Below are 17,439 nucleotides of genomic sequence, written 5' to 3'. Positions count from 1 at the left end.
TGGTTGCCGGCCCACCACATCTTCTCGGTGGAGGTGTCACGCACCGTGAACTTGTCCTTCGGGCTGCGGCCGGTGAACTCGCCAGTGTCGGCGCACAGTGCGCCATCGGCGGACAGCACGGCTTCGCCGGATGACAGCGAATATTGGTAGAGCTGCGGCGCTCCGAGGTTCCAATGCACCTCTTTGAGTTTCTTTAAGCCAAATTTATCGGCGCCAAAGGCACCGTTACGTAGACCCGTCTCTTGCACGAAGAACCTCCTCGAACCCGCGTATCTCGATCGCGCGAATGCCGCTAAACGCGCTTCTGTCGCGGTGACCACTGAATATAGCCTTCCGGCTCCGGTCCGGCGACCTAATACTTGGCAACGCCGTGCTTGCCAAGCCGATCCCGCGCATTTTGGTTTATTCCAGCCAAGGCTTTGATCTGGATCAAACACTTGTTGCGGCGCGGGGCGTTTTGCAGCGCTCAACACGCGACCATCAGCCGCGCGATAGCGCTACCATTTGGTTTGCGCCGCACAATCCACGGTAAAGCTCAGCGCGGCGCACCCTCGCCGATCAGCGCAAACGGCGCCCAGAATGCCGGATAGGCATTTCGGGGCGACGAAGTATCGTTGAGGTAGGCCAGCATCGACTGGCGCAGCGCCTCGGCCCGGCCAAGCTTCGGGTCAGCCTTGAGGCGATCGAAGGTCGATGTCGTCAGCCGCGTCGCGGCCGCGGAATCCACCGCCCAGTGCGACACCAGCAATGCACGCGCGCCGGCATAGAAGAACGATCGCGCCAATCCCGACAGCGCTTCGGCGCCGGGCTTGTCGCCGGCGATCGTGTTGCAGGCTGATAGCACCACCCAATCGGCGTTGAGTTTCAGCTGCGCCACTTCGCTCGACGTGAGCAGGCCGTCGTCGAGTTCGGACGGCTGCTTCGGAATACTGAGCACCAGCGAGGGCTCGGCGATCCCCTTCACGTCCCCGGCGACGAGACCGTGGGTCGCGAAATAGACGATGCTGTAATCGGCGAGCCGGGCGCGCTTGACCGTGGTTTCGCTGGCGTTCTCGCCGAGATGAATATCGCTCTCGGAAACGCCGAGATCCTTTGCGACCGCATTGAGCTCGTCGGCGGTATCAGGCAGTTGCGACAGCACGCGAGAGAGCCGCGCGCGATCGACCCCGGCGCCTTGCCAGAAGTCGGTATAGGCGACGTTGGTGACGCCGCGCGCCGCGGACTTGATCGCCGCCGGCTTGGCTGCGCCGCGCTTGTCGCCAGTGCTATCCTGCAACGGATTGAACAGCGGATCGCCGAAACCGGTCATCGGTTTGGTGGTTTGATCCTTGCGGGCAATCGCCCGCAGCGCCTTCAGGCTTGCGACCGACGGCAACACCGACACCGCGTGACGCTCGAGCAGCCAGGCGGCATCGCGATAACCGTCGAGTTTTTCCGGGATCGCGGCCGGCGGCTTCTCCGTCACCAGCAAATGAAACGGCAGCGCCGTCAACGCGCCCGTGGGAACAATCAGAAGGCTGCGCTTGTCCTTCAGCCGTGACTCGACGCGGCCCAGCAGGTGGTTGTACAGCCAATGGGCGGATTCGAGATTGAACAGCGTGGATTTTCCCGACGAATCGCCGGCATTGGCGATATCCAGTCCACGGCGGAAATCGGCGACCAACTCATGCAGCCCTTCCGAGCCACGCCCGATCGGGGACCAGTCAAATCCCTCGCGCGTGATCGCAATGACGTAGCTGTCCTTTACCGTGACCGTGAGCAGCACCATCGCCTCATCGCCCGATAACAGCGACTGAATCTCCTTCACCGTCATTGGCAGTGGATTCGACAGCGCGGCGTAATCGGGAAATTCCGCAGACAAGGTCTTTTGCAACGACGAGCGTTCGGTCGAAATGGCGGCAAGCCTGGCCTTGGTCCGCTGCTCGGCAGCAAGGTCTCGCTTCGATCGCTCTTTCGAGACCGCCGCCACCAGAGCCCTGTCCAGCGCTTCCGTTTCCGCGGCGAGATCCTGATCCCGGCGAACCAGTTCGGCGAGCCGGTCGTTGCCGGCGGCGAGCCGCACCGCCAGCTTGTTGACGGCCGACGCCGCCGACGACTGGGTGCCGCGCTGGATCGCATTGAGCATCGCATCCAGCGCTTGGTCGGTCGGTATCAGTTTGTTGCGCTCCGCGTCCGCGAGCACGGGAAGAACGGCGCGGAGCTCCCCGCGCCCGCTCGCGATCAGCCGCAGCGCCAGCGGCAACGCCTTTCCCGGGTAACCTGTATTTGCTTGGAACAGCGCCAGATTGTTCATGGATCTGGCGGTATCCGGATGATCGGGGCCGACCGCGCGTTCACGGATCGCCAACGCCCGCTCGAACAGCCGCTCGGCATCACGGACACGGTCTGTCGGCCCATCGTAAAGCTCCGCCAGATTGTTGAGCGAACGCGCCACGTCGGGATGATCGGGGCCGAGTACTTTCTCGCGGATCGCCAGCGAGCGCTTGATCAGCGGCTCCGCTTTGGCAAAGTGGCCCTCGACCTTCTCGACCTGACCCAGATTGTTCAGAAGCGTCGCGACCGCCGGATGCTCCGGACCCGCCGCTTTCTCATAGATCGCCAGCGCGCGCCGGAACAACGGCTTGGAGTCGTCGTGGCGGCCCTGCTTCTCGTAATGGGTGCCGAGATTGTTCAGGGACTGCGCGACGTCGGGATGCCCGGATCCCAGCGACCGCTCGCGGATCGCCAGTGCCCGCTTGAACAGCGGCTCAGCTTCGGCGTAGCGCTCCTGGCGCTGATAGAGCGCGGCGAGATTGTTTAGCGCGGCGGCGATCTCCGGCGACTCGGCGCCAGCCGTCTTCTCCAGGATCGCAATGGCCCGCCTGGACAGCGGCTCCGCTTCAGCGTCCCGGCCCTGACTGCCATAGAGCTGCGCCAGATTGTTCAGCGCGGCTCCGACGTCGCGATGCGCAGGGCCGTATTTCTTTTCCAGGGATTCGACCTGCCCCTGCGCCAGCGCAACAGCTTCGGCATATTTTCCGGCGCGGCTGAGCTCGTTGATTTTGGCGCTGACCGCCGCGGTCTCGCTCTTTTGCGCCGAGGACGGCGCACTGAGGCAAGTTGTCGCCAGCAGCGCGAGGCACAGCGAAAATACCAATCGATTGCGGGAATTCATGATGCGGACTTGACCTTTGGCCATCTCGACGCGGGCGTCGATTAGGTCGCGCGAATAGCCGCCGCCGTTCAAATTCCGCTTTCGCGTGGCTGCCTAGGGCTTGGCGGGCTCTTGGGCCCGCGCCTCGCCCGCCAACCGGACCAGCATCTTGCGCAGGGCAGTCCCGTTGGTGACCCGTTCCGGGAAATCCAGCCGCAGCGTGGCGGAGCCTGCCTGCATGTCCATGCCATCGGGGTCGCAGCCGGTGCAGGCCCAGTCGGCGCTGTCGGCCCCGAGCAGGCGCGTGGCGTAGAGGTTCATCGCCTCGCGGTGGTCCTCGTTCATGTGTTCCACGGCGCCCTGCTCGGCCTCCAGCAGCCCCTCCGCATCGCTGATATCGGTCAGGAACTGCTGGGGTGTCAGGTCGATGATGCGGCCAAAGCCGGCGACCAGATGGGCGCCTATGGGTGCGATCCGGAAGAACGAAAAATCCTTAAAGTCTACAAAGACTTCCGCGGATGGATGGGCGTTGAGGTAGCGCCGGCGCAGGATCTCAGCCTGGTCGCCCGCGGCCTCCTCGGCCCGCCCCGCCAGCATGATCCGGGCGCCCTCCAGCGGGTCGCCCGCGGCGCGCTCGTCCAGCATCAGCGAGACCCTGTTATCGGCCAGGATATTCCTGGTGTGCAGCGCCAGCCGAGAGATCAGCAGGATCGGCGAGGCGTCAAAATGACAGGCGATATTGACCAGCGAGCAATAGGGATCGCCGCTGCCGGCCATCAGGGTTCCCAACGCGCCCTGCCGGCTGCGCCGCAGCAGCGAGCGGGCCAGTTTGGAAGGGTTAAAATCAGCCGTCGGTTGCATGGGTTTTTCCAGCCATTTTACTGCAAAAAGGCCCTTTGCTCAGGCCTTGAGGGTGCTATATGGGTGCTACGCATCGTCCGCGGAATGTTTTTGCGGAACTCGGTCACACTTCAGCCCAGCTTGCATTGCTCGTAGACCGAATACGAAGCCCATTTATACGGCGCATGGCTGGATTGCCCGCCGTTTAAGCCACTTCTCTTTCGAAAGCAGGCTCATGCCCACAATCGCCTTGGTCGATGACGACCGCAACATTCTCACTTCCGTCTCGATCGCGCTCGAAGCCGAAGGCTATCGCATCATGACCTATACGGATGGTGCGTCGGCGCTCGATGGTTTCCGCACCTCGCCGCCGGACCTTGCGATCCTCGACATCAAGATGCCGCGCATGGACGGCATGGAGACGCTGCGGCGGCTGCGGCAGAAGTCCGATCTGCCGGTCATCTTCCTCACCTCCAAGGATGAAGAGATCGACGAATTGTTCGGCCTCAAGATGGGCGCCGACGATTTCATCCGCAAGCCGTTCTCCCAGCGCCTGCTGGTCGAGCGCGTCAAGGCCGTGCTGCGCCGGGGACAGCCCAAGGATCCGACCGCCGCACCGAAGGAGCCGGATGCACGTGCACTCGACCGCGGCCTGCTGCGAATGGATCCGGAGCGTCACACCTGCACCTGGAAGAACGAGCCGGTGACGCTGACCGTGACCGAGTTCCTGATCCTGCAGGCGTTGGCGACGCGGCCCGGTGTGGTGAAAAGCCGCAACGCGCTGATGGACGCGGCCTATGACGATCAGGTTTATGTCGACGACCGCACCATCGACAGCCACATCAAGCGGCTGCGCAAGAAGTTCAAGGTGGTGGACGACGATTTCGAGATGATCGAGACGCTCTACGGCGTCGGCTATCGCTTCAAGGAAGCCTGATCTGCACTTCTGGTCTTTTTTGTTTGAGCATGATCTTTTCGGAAAACCGGTGTCCACTTTTCCGGATCATGCTCGAGCGGCTCGTTAACTGACGCCTTGGCGCGTCTGGGGTAGGATTGAGCGCGCGAGCAGCGCTTGCAGGGACAGTCGAGACAACCGGCAGTTTTAGCCATTGCTAGATCGAACGCAGCCTAATCGGGGCCGGAACAACGAGGATGCATCTGCGTCCCTCGATCGGGATTACGTTGCCGACGACAAGGCGCAGAGCCAGGGCTGGCGGCGGCCGCTGGGCTGGTTGCGTCGCGCCGGACAATTCTTCTTTGCACTCTCTTTCTCCAGTCTCACCCGCCGTATCGTCTCGCTCAATCTGGCGGGCCTCGTCGCGCTGGTGGCGAGCATCCTCTATCTGTCGCAATTCCGCGCCGGCCTGATCGAGGCGCGCGCGCAGAGCTTGCTGGTGTATGCCGAGATCATCTCCGAAGCGATCGCGACCTCGGCCACCGTCGAGGGCGGCACCATCACCGTCGATCCCGACCGCCTGCTCGATCTGAAGCCCGGGGAAAGCTATGGCATACCGGACGAGTATTCCGACTTTCCGATCAACCCGGAGCGCGTCGCGCCGGTGTTGCGCCGCCTGATCGCGCCGACCAAGACGCGCGCACGTATTTTTGACCGCGAAGGCGGGCTTATCCTGGACAGCCGCAATCTGTTTGCCCGCGGCGACGTGCTGCGGTTCGAATTGCCGCCACCGTCGGCCGACAAGCCCAATATTGCGGAGCGGACGCTGACCGCGATCCGCACCTGGTTCAATCGCGGCGATCTGCCGATCTATCGCGAACTCGGCCCCGAGGGCGGCAAAGGCTATCAGGAAGTCGCGCAATCGCTGGGCGGTCAGAAGAGCAGCATGGTCCGCGTCAATGAGCGCGGCGCGGTCATCGTGTCGGTCGCCGTGCCGGTGCAGCACTTCCGCGCGGTGCGTGGCGCGCTGATGCTCACGACCCAGGGCGACGACATCGACCAGATGGTAGGCGCCGAGCGCTGGGCGATCCTGAAAATCGGCGGCGTCGCCTCCGCCGTCATGATCGTATTGTCGCTGCTGCTGGCGAGCACGATCGCAGGTCCGGTGCGGCGACTGGCCGACGGCGCCGAGCGCGTTCGCCGCCGCATCCAGACCCGTGTCGAAATTCCCGACTTCACCCGCCGCCGCGACGAGATCGGCCATCTTTCCGGCGCGCTGCGCGACATGACCAACGCGCTCTATAGCCGCATCGAGGCAATCGAGATGTTTGCCGCCGACGTCGCCCATGAACTGAAGAACCCGCTGACCTCGCTGCGCTCGGCGGTGGAAACGCTGCCGCTGGCGCGCAATGAAAACAGCCGCGCGCGCCTGCTCGCCGTCATCGAACACGACGTCAGGCGGCTCGACCGGCTGATATCAGACATTTCCGACGCCAGCCGCCTCGATGCCGAACTGCAGCGGCAGGATATGGCGCCGGTCGATTTCAGGCGCTTGCTGACGACGCTGACCTCGGTCGCCAATGAAACCAAGCTCGGCCACGACGTCTCCGTCGAGGCGCGCTTCGAGGGCCGCACCCCGACCGATACCTTCTCGGTGCCCGGCCATGATTCGCGGCTCGGCCAGGTCATCTCCAACCTCCTGTCGAACGCTCAATCGTTCTCCCACGCCGGCGGCAAGGTGCGCATCGTCTGCCGCCGCGTCCGTTCGGAAGTCGAAATCGTGGTCGATGACGACGGCCCGGGCATCGGCGAGGATGCGCTCGAGCGCATCTTCGAGCGCTTTTACACCGACCGGCCGCATCAGGGTTTTGGCCAGAATTCCGGCCTCGGGCTGTCGATCTCCAAGCAGATCATCGAGGCCCATGGCGGGCGTATCTGGGCGGAAAACCGCGCCGGTCCGGCCGACGCCGACGGCAACCCGACGGTATCGGGCGCGCGCTTCGTGGTCAGGCTGCCGACGCCATGACCGAGAATGCCAGCGTGCACGCCTCCGCCGTGCTGGTTGGCGACCGCGCCGTCCTGATCCGCGGGCCGTCGGGTTCCGGCAAGTCACGGCTGGCCTTCGACCTGATTCTGGCCGGCCGTACCGGCCAGGTTCCACCGGCCATTTTGGTGGGCGATGACCGTGTCCATCTCGACACACTGGCCGGAGAATTGTGGGTCCGCCCGGCGGCTGAGTTGGCCGGCCTGATCGAAATCCGGGGCCTCGGGATTCGTAGCAGTGATTGCGTCAGCGAGGCGGTAGTCGGTCTGGTTGTCGATCTCGCGGCTGACGACGCGGAACGGCTGCCACCGCCCGAAGCCCTTGTAGTCAGCCTTAATGGTGTTTTGATACCAAGAATCCCTGTCGGAACCGGCTTTCAGCCCCTTCCGCTGGTTGTCGCCGCGCTGACGACAACTGAAAGTTCACCTTCCGGTAATAATACGGCCGATTGTGTGAAGGGGTTTGGTAACCATATAAGCCCCACTATCGCGACCGAATAAGACCGGCGCAGGCTCCCCTCTCTTGCCACCGATTTCCGGGAGAATAGCCAAGATGCCCTCTTGCGCGGGGCCTCTGGATGGTCAAAGTGGCGCGTTCGTGCGGTGCACCAAAAGCACCCGCGAGGAGTTTCCGATGATTGGTCTAGTGCTTGTGACCCATGGGCGCCTTGCCGACGAGTTCAGGGCGGCGCTCGAACATGTCATGGGTCCGCAGAAACAAATTGAAGCGATTACGATCGGAGCCGAGGACGACTCCGATTTGTGTCGAAGCGACATTATCGAAGCGGTGAATCGCGTCGACAGTGGCGATGGGGTTGCTATCCTTACCGACATGTTCGGTGGCACACCCTCCAACCTGGCGATCTCCTGTATGAGCCGCCCCAAGGTGGAAGTACTCGCAGGTATCAACCTTCCCATGCTGGTGAAGCTTGCCAAGGTGCGCGAAGAGCGCTCGCTTCCGGACGCCATCGCGATGGCCCAGGAAGCCGGTCGCAAGTACGTCACCATCGCCAGCCGCGTACTCGCCGGCAAATGAGCGACGAGGCCGCGCCCGGAAACGACGTCGGGCCGAGCGTGCCGGCCGGCGCCATTTCCCGCGAACTTCTCATCATCAACAAACGCGGACTGCACGCGCGCGCGTCGGCCAAGTTCGTCCAGATGGTCGAGCGTTTCAACGCCGAGGTCTGGGTGACGCGCGGCAACGAGACCGTCGGCGGCACCTCGATCATGGGATTGATGATGCTGGCCGCGGGCCCCGGCACCACGGTGACGGTTTCCGCCACCGGCCCCGAGGCGCAGGCCGCGGTGGATGCGATCGCGGGTCTCGTCGCCGACAAGTTCAACGAAGAAGGCGTTTGAGCGCTAGACGCTCGTAGCGCTGCGCTCTGGTAGGGTGGGCAAAGGCGCAGCTGCGCCGTGCCCACCATCCATCCAGATCATCGCCATCTCAAAACGGATTGGTGACGATGCCGCCGTCGGCGCGCAATGCGGCGCCGTTGGTGGCGCTGGAGGCCTTCGAGCAGACGTAGCAGATCAGATTGGCGATCTCCTCGGGCTCGGCATAGCGCTGCAACAGCGAGGCCGGCCGCCGTTCGCTGAAGGTACGCGCCACGAGATCGTCGACGGTCGTTCCCATGCCCTTGGCACGCGCGGCCAGCCGCACCGGCGCCATCTCGACCCAGGTCGGCCCAGGCATGACCGAATTGACGGTCACGTTGGTCCCCTTGGTGAGTTCGGCGGCGCCGCGCGCCACCACGAGCTGGGCGGCCTTGGAGAAGCCGTAGTGAACCATCTCCTTGGGAATGAAGACGCCGGATTCGCTGGAGACGAACACGACGCGGCCCCAATCCTTGTTGTCCAGCATCCGCTTCAGATAATGCCGGGTGAGCCGCACGCCGCTCATCACGTTGACTTCGAACATCCTGGTCCAGTCGGAATCCTCGATATCGAAGAATCCTTTCGGCTCGTAGATGCCGAGATTGTTGACGAGGATGTCGACTTCGGGAAATTGCGCTGTAAGCGCGGCGCAGCCTTCGGCGCCTCCGAGATCGACCGCCGCCGAGTGCACCTCGGCGGCAGGCGCTGCCTGCCGGACTTTTGTCATTGCTTCAGTGACAGCAGCTTGCTCGCGGCCATTGACGATGACTTCCACACCCATCCGCGCGAGCCCGATGGCGGTTGCGAGACCGATGCCGCGCGTCGAGCCGGTGACGAGCGCGGTCTTTCCAGTCAGATCGAGATTCATGCGTTCCCCTAAATTTTCTTGCCCAAATCTTCTTGTTCGCCGCCTATTTCTTTTCCGGCGGCACCACAATCACGTTCCAGATCGTGGCGGCGCCCGGCCCCCCTGAGAAAAACCTTCGCGTGGTGACCACCATACGCTCGCCATTGGCAGCATGGGCATTCATCCATGCCTCGCATTTTTCCAGCTTCCAGTCGCCGGTTTCGCAGATCCCGATAAAGCCGGATCGCTTGGCCTCTTCGAGCGAGGTCAGCCCGGACGACCACGGCTCGTACGGCGTCAGGACCGCCGGATGATCGGCGCTGTAGAACGTAACGGGGTGGCCGATATCGCTATAGGCCGCAACCACCGGCAAGGCTGAGAAAAACCGCCGGTGCCAGACTTCCGTCAGTTCGCGGGCGAGTTCGGAGCGCGCCCGGTAGCTTGCCCCCTCGTTGCGATGCTGGCCGGCATCATAGGCAGCGATCTGCGGCGATGCGATCAACACCGCCAGCGTCAGCACCAGCCAGGTCGTGGTCAGCCGCAGCAACGCGATGCTCCGCACCCGCAACGCGGGGATCGCGATCAGCGCCAGCGGCACCAGGAAGAACAGCGGGATGCCCCAATCGGTCTTGATGTAGATCTGGAACAGCACCGCGCCGAGCGGCGGCCCGATCGCGACCACCGCCTGGATCAGCCAGACATTGAGCGCCTGCGTGGTGTTCACGCTGGCATTCGCGCCGCGCGACCAGAACGCAAAAGACGGCTTGCGCCAGCGCGACGGCCACGCCAGCGCTACTCCCGCCAGCACCACCGGCAATGCCAGCAGCGCCAGATTATGGCCGACATAACCGAGCGCGAGGTTGTCGATCATGCGGCGGTCGCTGATCGAATAGATCTCGCCGGCATAGGTGAACGGGACGAAATTCACGTCCCGGAGCCAGAGGAAGTGCGGGACCATCGCCACGACGAGCACGAAGATGGCCACCCACGGCGCCGGCGAGCGCAGGAATTGCAGGCGCTGCGGGTGGATCAGCGCGGCGAGGCCGATGGCGCCGATCATCGTCAGCGCCCAGTATTTGGTCATCAGCGCCAGCGCGCCGGCGATCCCAAGCAACCATCCGGATTTCACGCTCCGCTTCTCGAATGCGTCGAGATAGGCCAGCACCAGAAGCGGCAGCGTCACCAGCTGCAGCAGGTCCGGATTGTACTTGAAGCCCTTGAAGTTGAAGATCGGATAGAGCGCGAGCATCACCACGACGAGGAAGGCGCGGCGGTGATCGACCACGCGCAGCGCCAGCAGCCAGCAGATCACGAGCCCCAAGCCCAGCGTCGCCATCGCCAGCGCATAGGTCGCCCAATCGGTGACCGGAAACAGCCTGAACCAGGCGCCCGCCACCCATCCCGACAGCGGCGGATGCTTGCCATAGCCGAACAGGAACTTCTGGCCCCAGCCGAACGCCTCGGCGACGTCCATATGGATGTCCTGGCCGGTCTTCAGATTGACCAGGATCAGCGTCCAGAGCGCGGCATGGACCACGGCAAAGCCGCTCACCAGCCACAAAGCGCCCTTGGGGTCGCTGGCGCATGAGGCCAGCCATGCCGCCAGCCGCCGGACGGACAATCTGCGCCGGGAACGAGCGGCGGCGGGTAAAATTGATGCAGTCGACATGGAGGAGTGCGTAGCGCGTTTTTGGCGCGCGTGGAATCAGCTTGGCGTGAAGAATGCCCCTTAAAATACAGCAATATGGTTGCCGCACGGGGATGTGAATGCTATCCCGCGCCCCATGACAACTGCCCCGATTTCCAACATCCGCAACTTCTCCATCGTCGCCCATATCGACCATGGCAAATCGACGCTGGCCGACCGCCTGATCCAGACCACCGGCGGGCTGACCGATCGCGAAATGGCGGGCAAGGAGCAGGTGCTCGATTCCATGGATATCGAGCGCGAGCGCGGCATCACCATCAAGGCGCAGACCGTCCGGCTGAACTACCGCGCCAAGGACGGCAAGGATTACATCTTCAACCTGATGGACACGCCGGGCCATGTCGACTTCGCCTACGAAGTCTCGCGCTCGCTGGCGGCCTGTGAAGGATCGCTGCTGGTGGTCGACGCCAGCCAGGGCGTCGAGGCGCAGACGCTCGCCAACGTCTACCACGCGCTCGACGCGGGTCATGAGATCGTGCCGGTCCTCAACAAGGTCGACCTGCCTGCGGCCGAACCCGAAAAGGTCAGGCAGCAGATCGAGGACGTAATCGGCATCAGCGCCGCTGACGCGGTGATGATCTCGGCCAAGACCGGGCTTGGCATTCCCGACGTGCTGGAAGCCATCGTCACCCGCCTGCCGCCGCCGAAGGGCGACCGCAACGCGACGCTGAAGGCGCTTCTGGTCGATAGCTGGTACGACGTCTATCTCGGCGTCGTTGTTCTCATTCGCGTCGTCGATGGCGTGATGAAGAAGGGCAGCCGCATCCGAATGATGGGCACCAACGCCGCCTATGACGTCGAGCGCGTCGGCTTCTTCACGCCGAAGATGACGCAGATCGACGAACTCGGCCCCGGCGAGATCGGTTTCATCACCGCCGCGATCAAGGAAGTCGCCGACACCCGCGTCGGCGATACCATCACCGACGACCGCAAGCCGATCACCGACATGTTGCCGGGCTTCAAGCCCGCGATACCCGTGGTGTTCTGCGGCCTGTTCCCGGTCGATGCCGACGACTTCGAAACGTTGCGCGCAGCGATGGGCAAACTGCGCCTCAACGATGCAAGCTTCTCGTTCGAGATGGAGACGTCGGCGGCGCTCGGCTTCGGCTTCCGCTGCGGCTTCCTCGGGCTGTTGCATCTGGAGATCATCCAGGAGCGGCTGTCGCGCGAATTCGATCTCAACCTGATCGCGACCGCGCCGAGCGTGATCTACAAGATGCACCTGACTGACGGTCAGGAGATCGAAATCCACAATCCCGTCGACATGCCCGACGTGGTCAAGATCGCCGAGATCCAGGAGCCATGGATCGAAGCCACCATCCTGACGCCGGACGAATATCTCGGCAGCGTGCTGAAGCTTTGCCAGGACCGCCGTGGTTCGCAGAAGGAGCTGACGTATGTCGGCTCGCGCGCGATGGTGAAGTATGATCTGCCGCTCAACGAGGTCGTGTTCGATTTCTACGACCGGCTCAAATCGGTCTCGAAGGGCTACGCCTCGTTCGATTATCATCTGACCGACTACAAGCCCGCGGATCTCGTCAAGATGCAGATCCTCGTCAACCTCGAGCCGGTGGACGCATTGTCGATGCTGGTGCATCGCACCCGCGCCGAAGGCCGCGGCCGCGCCATGGTCGAGCGGATGAAGGAACTGATCCCGCCGCACATGTTCGTGATTCCGATCCAGGCTGCGATCGGCGGCAAGGTGATCGCCCGCGAGACCGTCCGCGCGCTGCGCAAGGACGTCACCGCGAAATGCTACGGCGGTGACATCACGCGCAAGCGCAAGCTTCTGGAGAAGCAGAAGGAAGGCAAGAAGAAGATGCGGCAGTTCGGCAAGGTTGACATCCCGCAGGAAGCCTTCATTGCCGCGCTGAAGGTGGATAGCTGAGGCCCGCTTCGCGCACTTTGCCCGCTGGCTCGACGACCCTGCGCCGCCCGACCCTGGCGGTGAGATGCGAAAACCTGTGACCGGCCATTCATCCGCCGCCTTGCTCTGCCGCGGCGGATAGGTCACCATCGTCCCGCGCACACAAAAAATATTACAAGCGCGAGGAAACGCATGAGCAAGCCCGCCGGTTTCTCCCAGTCCGGCTCCTCCTATGGCTGGATCGTCGTCGGCGCAGGCGCGCTGATGACCTGTGTCGGCTTTGGCACGATGCTCTCGCTGGCGGTGTTCCTGCAGCCGATTGCGACGGATACGGGCTGGTCGGTCAGCGGCGTCTCGGCGGCGGCGACGATCGATTTCCTTGCCATGGGATTTGCGGCGTTCTTCTGGGGCGCGCTGTCCGACCGGCTCGGAACCCGCATCGTGGTTTTGGCCGGCGCCGTGCTGCTGGGTATCGGCCTGGTCGGCGCGAGCCAGGCCACGAGTCTCTGGCAATTCCAGTTTTTCTTCGGCGTATTGATCGGGATCGCTGCGGGGAGTTTCTATGCGCCGATGGTCGCGGTGGCGAGCGCCTGGATCGAACATCGCCGCAGCCTTGCGGTGGCGCTGGTGTCGGCCGGCATGGGCGTGTCGCCGCTGACGATCGCGCCATTCGCAAGCTGGCTGATCACCGCCTATGACTGGCGCACTGCGATGCTGGTGATCGGCATCGCATCCTGGGCGCTGCTGATCCCGGCGTCGTTCCTGGTGCGTCCGGCGCCGCCGGCCGCAGCACCCGTGAGCGGCGGACCTGACGTGCCGGAAGTACAATGGACGGTCGGGCAGGCATTGCGCACCCCGCAATTCATCACGCTGGCGCTGGCACATTTCGCCTGCTGCGCGGCGCATTCGGGGCCGATCTTCCACATGGTGAGCTACGCGATGATCTGCGGCATCGCGCCCCTGACCGCCGTCACGGTCTACAGCCTTGCCGGATTCTCCGGACTCGGCGGCCGGCTGCTGCTCGGCGTCATGGCCGATCGCCTCGGCGCCAAGCCGGTGCTGGTCGGCGGACTGTTCGTGCAGGCGATGTCGGTCGCGACCTATCTCGCGGTCGGCCAGCTCGGCGAGTTCTATGCGCTGTCTGTGATCTTCGGGCTCGCCTATGGCGGCGTGATGCCGCTCTATGCGGTGCTGGTGCGCGAATATTTCGGCGCGCGCATCATGGGCACGGTGTTCGGCGCGGTCTCCGCCTTTGCCAGCCTCGGCATGGCGCTGGGGCCATTGGCCGGCGGGTGGGTGTTCGACACTTTCCACGCCTATAACTGGCTCTACGTCGGCTCGTTTGCGATCGGCATTACCGCGGTCGCGGTGGCGCTGAGTTTCCCGTCGGCGAAGCGGCCATCGCAACCGTCGCTCGATCTCGGACGCGCCGCAGCCTGAGACGCGTATCCTCCGCCGCCTTGATCGGAGGCGGCGGATGGGCCACCATCGCCCCTCGCGCAAACAAAATAAGACAATGCGAGGAAGCGCATGAACAAGCACCCCGGCCTCGACCTCGTCGAGCGCGCGCGCATGCTGCAGCCATTGATCGCGCGCGACGCCGACGAAATCGAGCGGACGCGGCGGCTGACGCCTGATGTAACCGAGGCCCTGATCGAGAACGGGCTTTATCGTTCGTTGCTGCCGCAGAGCCTCGGCGGCGCCGAATTGCCGCTCGAGATCTTCATGCAGATGCAGGAGGAAATCGCCAAGGCCGATGCCTCCACCGCCTGGTGCCTCGGCCAATGCAGCGTCTGCGCCATGACCGCGGCCTATCTCGATGCCGATGCCGCCAGCGAGATTTTCAACGTCGCGCCCGGCATCCTCGCCTGGGGCGCGATCAAGCATGAAGTGCAGGTCGTGCCCGGCGGCTACAAGGCCAGCGCGCGCTGGGATTTTGCCAGCGGCTCCCGGCAGGCGAGCTGGCTCGGCGCCCATGTCAGGGTCGTCGAGGCCGACGGCAGCCCGCGGCGCAAGGCGGACGGCTCGCCGGAAATTCGCACCATCCTGTTTCCGGTGGCTGATGCCACGATGTATGACGTCTGGGACGTCATCGGTCTGCGCGGCACCGGCACCGATTCCTACTCGGTCGACAATCTGTTCATCCCCGATAAATTCGCCGCGCTGCGCGACGACCCTGCGGCGCTCCGCGAAAACGGCCCGCTCTACAAGCTCTCCACCAACATGGTGTTCAGCATGGGCTTTGCCGCGACCTCGCTCGGCGTCGCGCGCGCGACGCTGGATGCCGCCACCGATCTGGCGCGCGGCAAGACGCCGCAAGGCCTCAAGGCGATGCGCGACAACAACGCCGTGCAGGGCCTGATCGGGCGCACCGAGGCGAGCTTGCGCGCCGCGCGCGCCTATCTCTACACCACCGCGGCTGAGGTCTGGCGCGACCTGGCGCGCGGCGACGCCATCACCGAACAGCACCGAATCGCGCTGCGGATTGCCGCGACCTGGACCATCCATCAATCGGCCTCCGTGGTCGACACCGCCTATCACATGGCCGGCGCCACCGCCGTCTTCAGCGCCAACAAGTTCGAACGGCGTTTTCGCGACATCCACGCCATCGCGCAGCAGATCCAGGCCCGCGATACCCATTACGAAGATGCCGGTAAGGCGATTCTGCTCGCCAATCTCGACGCGCCGCCGACGGCACGTTGAGGGAACGAACCGCATCAGGCCTTGCGCGCGCCGAACAGTCTACCTTTCCAACCCAGCGCAACGACGACCGCCAGCATCACGAGGAACGCGACGCTGGTGACAAGGTTCAACATCCTGTCGACGCCCGAACAGTAATCCCCGTAGACACAACTACGCGACATCAATCCAGCGGCAGCCATTGCCGCAAGAATGACCAGCAAGCTGACAAACAGCAACAGCCAGTAGACGCAAATGACTGCAGCCCGCCGCACGGGGGACGGCATGCCCAAGGCCACAGGTTCAACGCGTTCGGTAATGTATTGGCCAGATCGCGCTTTGGCAGGATCACGGATTTGCACGGTCGACCGCGTCAGCAGATCGTGAACCGCCTGGTTGCGGCGTGTCGCCGCCAGGATCACGAACGAGTACCAGCCAAGCACACCTTTGAGGACGACGCGGGCGCAGGCCTTGAGAAAACTTACGTTGCCGCCGCTACGATCGTCAACAACGCGCAGATTGGTCAAATGATGCCCCAGCGTGCCGCCGGTGAACGACACCAGAATCGGCTCATAGAGCAGCAACGTGGCAATCACCAGACATCCCAGTGCTCGGGAAAAATTATCGTTCTCTACCGAAACCGCCAGCATAACCGCACCGAAGAGGACGGCCATGGCGATGGCCCAGTCGACCACGATCCCTCGAAAGCGGCGAGAAAATCGCGCATAGAGTGGAGCGGACGCGGCGGCATCAAGGGGCATATGCGACGTTCGATTTTGATTCTGGCTCATATTCTATAAACTTGAGAAGAGACGAGTCCAGCAGGCTCCCTGTAATGGAGAGCCTCCCATGAGACGGCACGAGGACAATCGTGGTTCTATCGTGCGAACGGCTCTGGCGCGGCTTCCGCTCGTCGACCAACTGCCCTATCCTGTTTCAGCAATGGCATGCTCGGATATTCGGACGACCGCGATGAAGACCACGGCAAAGAGCGGCACCGCAAAGAGACTACCCGTGGCAGCTTCGGCCCCCGCCGTCGAAGCCGTCTTCAATGCCTATCCGAAACCGGTCAAAGCCAGATTGCTGGCGCTGCGCCGGCTCATCTTCGATACCGCGAAAACCACCAAGGGCGTCGGCGCGCTGGAAGAGACGTTGAAATGGGGGCAGCCGAGCTATCTCACGCCGGAGACCAAAAGCGGCAGCACGATCCGGATCGACCAGGTCAAGCCCGTGCCCGGGCAATACGCGGTCTACTTCCATTGCCAGACCAATCTGGTCGAGACGTTTCGCGAGCTCTACCCGGAGCTGCGTTACGAAGGAAACCGGGCCATCCTTCTTGGCGCGGAGGATAAGGTGCCCGAGGCCGAGTTGCGCCACTGCGTGGCGCTGGCGCTGACGTATCATTTGGGGAAGCGGAAGAACGGTGCGAAGTAACTCGCCGTCATTGTGAGGACGCACAACGCTCGTTCCGCGCGTCGTCCCGGCCTTGAGCCGGGACCCATACCGCGTGATCTCTCGATGAAGGCTTGGTCGCAGAGACCTTTCGCAAAACGTCTTCCTGTGGTTATGGGTCCCCCGATGCGCAATTGCGCATCTGAGCTCAAGGCCGGGACGACGGCGGTGTTTGTTGCTGCACCGTGCACTGAACGCAGTTTCACCTTCTCGCGGCGCACTGCGTCCGAGCTCTGCCAGAAACTTCCCGCCCTCTTATCGAGAGGGCGCAGGGAAGACCGGATGCGCGCTGCACCCGCGGTCTCGCGTGCGGTTTGCACAAAACAAAGTGCACACGAGCATACAGGGCAGCGGAGAACACCCGGCCTTCCCTGCGCAATGGCTTTACGGCTTATGCCGTGATCTCCCCGGAGACGAGTTCTTGGTTGACTCCGTCGCTGCCGTTCGGCTCTCGCCTACCCGACAGCTTGACACCTGCAACGGGCGCCAGGACCACACGGTTTTGCCGTACGCTTAGTCCGCGCCGTCGTCGAGGCGTAAACCAGCGTCCACCGCAACCCGTCCAACGTCCGTGACGACGGCCGACGCCCTCTGAGTG

At 63.5% G+C, this 17,439-nt stretch carries 15 protein-coding genes; 9 read left to right on the top strand and 6 right to left on the bottom strand.

Annotated features, from left to right (window positions below):
* The 3 genes from JQ611_RS40610 to JQ611_RS40600 all read right to left on the bottom strand — a co-directional run.
* Positions 1-248: phosphoenolpyruvate carboxykinase (ATP) (locus tag JQ611_RS40610; protein ID WP_212468752.1), on the bottom strand; the 248-nt coding region annotated here is incomplete at its 3' end.
* 287 nt (positions 249-535) lie between these two features.
* The gene (locus tag JQ611_RS40605) at positions 536-3,154 is read right to left on the bottom strand and encodes a CHAT domain-containing tetratricopeptide repeat protein (RefSeq protein WP_212468753.1); all 2,619 of its coding nucleotides are present in this window, start codon (positions 3,152-3,154) and stop codon (positions 536-538) included.
* 93 nt (positions 3,155-3,247) lie between these two features.
* The gene (locus tag JQ611_RS40600) at positions 3,248-3,994 is read right to left on the bottom strand and encodes a HugZ family protein (RefSeq protein WP_212265812.1); all 747 of its coding nucleotides are present in this window, start codon (positions 3,992-3,994) and stop codon (positions 3,248-3,250) included.
* Between the two features lie 214 nt (positions 3,995-4,208).
* Here JQ611_RS40600 and JQ611_RS40595 point away from each other — a divergent pair, with 214 nt between their 5' ends.
* The 5 genes from JQ611_RS40595 (at position 4,209) to JQ611_RS40575 (ending at position 8,270) form a co-directional block, all read left to right on the top strand.
* A complete protein-coding gene (locus JQ611_RS40595) occupies positions 4,209-4,910 on the top strand; it encodes a response regulator transcription factor (RefSeq protein WP_016843287.1) in 702 nt (233 codons plus the stop codon).
* 172 nt (positions 4,911-5,082) lie between these two features.
* Positions 5,083-6,894, top strand: a complete 1,812-nt coding sequence (locus JQ611_RS40590; RefSeq protein ID WP_212468751.1) for a sensor histidine kinase — start codon at positions 5,083-5,085, stop codon at positions 6,892-6,894.
* Positions 6,891-7,412: an HPr kinase/phosphorylase gene (locus JQ611_RS40585; RefSeq protein ID WP_212468750.1), complete on the top strand. Its 522-nt coding sequence runs from the start codon at positions 6,891-6,893 to the stop codon at positions 7,410-7,412. The genes JQ611_RS40590 and JQ611_RS40585 overlap by 4 nt, the downstream gene beginning before the upstream one ends.
* Before the next feature lie 133 nt (positions 7,413-7,545).
* Positions 7,546-7,947 (top strand): PTS sugar transporter subunit IIA, encoded by a 402-nt coding sequence (locus tag JQ611_RS40580; RefSeq protein ID WP_021076632.1) that lies wholly within the window; start codon positions 7,546-7,548, stop codon positions 7,945-7,947.
* Positions 7,944-8,270 carry an HPr family phosphocarrier protein gene (locus tag JQ611_RS40575; RefSeq protein ID WP_212265809.1) on the top strand — a complete coding sequence of 109 codons (327 nt, stop codon included), beginning with the start codon at positions 7,944-7,946 and terminating at the stop codon, positions 8,268-8,270. The genes JQ611_RS40580 and JQ611_RS40575 overlap by 4 nt, the downstream gene beginning before the upstream one ends.
* A gap of 88 nt (positions 8,271-8,358) precedes the next feature.
* Here JQ611_RS40575 and JQ611_RS40570 read toward each other — a convergent pair whose 3' ends face one another.
* Entirely contained in the window at positions 8,359-9,156 is a 798-nt protein-coding gene (locus JQ611_RS40570; RefSeq protein ID WP_212468749.1) for an SDR family NAD(P)-dependent oxidoreductase, read from the bottom strand.
* A gap of 43 nt (positions 9,157-9,199) precedes the next feature.
* Positions 9,200-10,804: a glycosyltransferase family 39 protein gene (locus tag JQ611_RS40565; RefSeq protein ID WP_212468748.1), complete on the bottom strand. Its 1,605-nt coding sequence runs from the start codon at positions 10,802-10,804 to the stop codon at positions 9,200-9,202.
* Between the two features lie 115 nt (positions 10,805-10,919).
* Here JQ611_RS40565 and lepA point away from each other — a divergent pair, with 115 nt between their 5' ends.
* The 3 genes from lepA (at position 10,920) to JQ611_RS40550 (ending at position 15,413) form a co-directional block, all read left to right on the top strand.
* Positions 10,920-12,731, top strand: coding sequence for a translation elongation factor 4 (gene lepA / locus JQ611_RS40560; RefSeq protein ID WP_212265806.1), 1,812 nt, complete (start codon positions 10,920-10,922; stop codon positions 12,729-12,731).
* Between the two features lie 171 nt (positions 12,732-12,902).
* A complete protein-coding gene (locus JQ611_RS40555; protein ID WP_212468747.1) occupies positions 12,903-14,150 on the top strand; it encodes an MFS transporter in 1,248 nt (415 codons plus the stop codon).
* 90 nt (positions 14,151-14,240) lie between these two features.
* Entirely contained in the window at positions 14,241-15,413 is a 1,173-nt protein-coding gene (locus tag JQ611_RS40550) for an acyl-CoA dehydrogenase family protein (RefSeq protein WP_212468746.1), read from the top strand.
* A gap of 14 nt (positions 15,414-15,427) precedes the next feature.
* Here the strand turns inward: JQ611_RS40550 and JQ611_RS40545 are convergent, their stop codons facing one another.
* The gene (locus JQ611_RS40545) at positions 15,428-16,150 is read right to left on the bottom strand and encodes an RDD family protein (protein ID WP_212468745.1); all 723 of its coding nucleotides are present in this window, start codon (positions 16,148-16,150) and stop codon (positions 15,428-15,430) included.
* A gap of 253 nt (positions 16,151-16,403) precedes the next feature.
* Between JQ611_RS40545 and JQ611_RS40540 the strand changes: the two genes are divergently transcribed.
* The gene (locus JQ611_RS40540; RefSeq protein ID WP_312012401.1) at positions 16,404-16,823 is read left to right on the top strand and encodes a DUF1801 domain-containing protein; all 420 of its coding nucleotides are present in this window, start codon (positions 16,404-16,406) and stop codon (positions 16,821-16,823) included.
* Positions 16,824-17,439 lie beyond the last annotated feature (616 nt).

The sequence above is a fragment of the Bradyrhizobium sp. AUGA SZCCT0182 genome (assembly GCF_018130185.1).
GTDB lineage: Bacteria > Pseudomonadota > Alphaproteobacteria > Rhizobiales > Xanthobacteraceae > Bradyrhizobium.
Note: the sequence above shows the minus strand (reverse complement) of the source record. Positions and strands in the feature narration are given on the sequence as shown.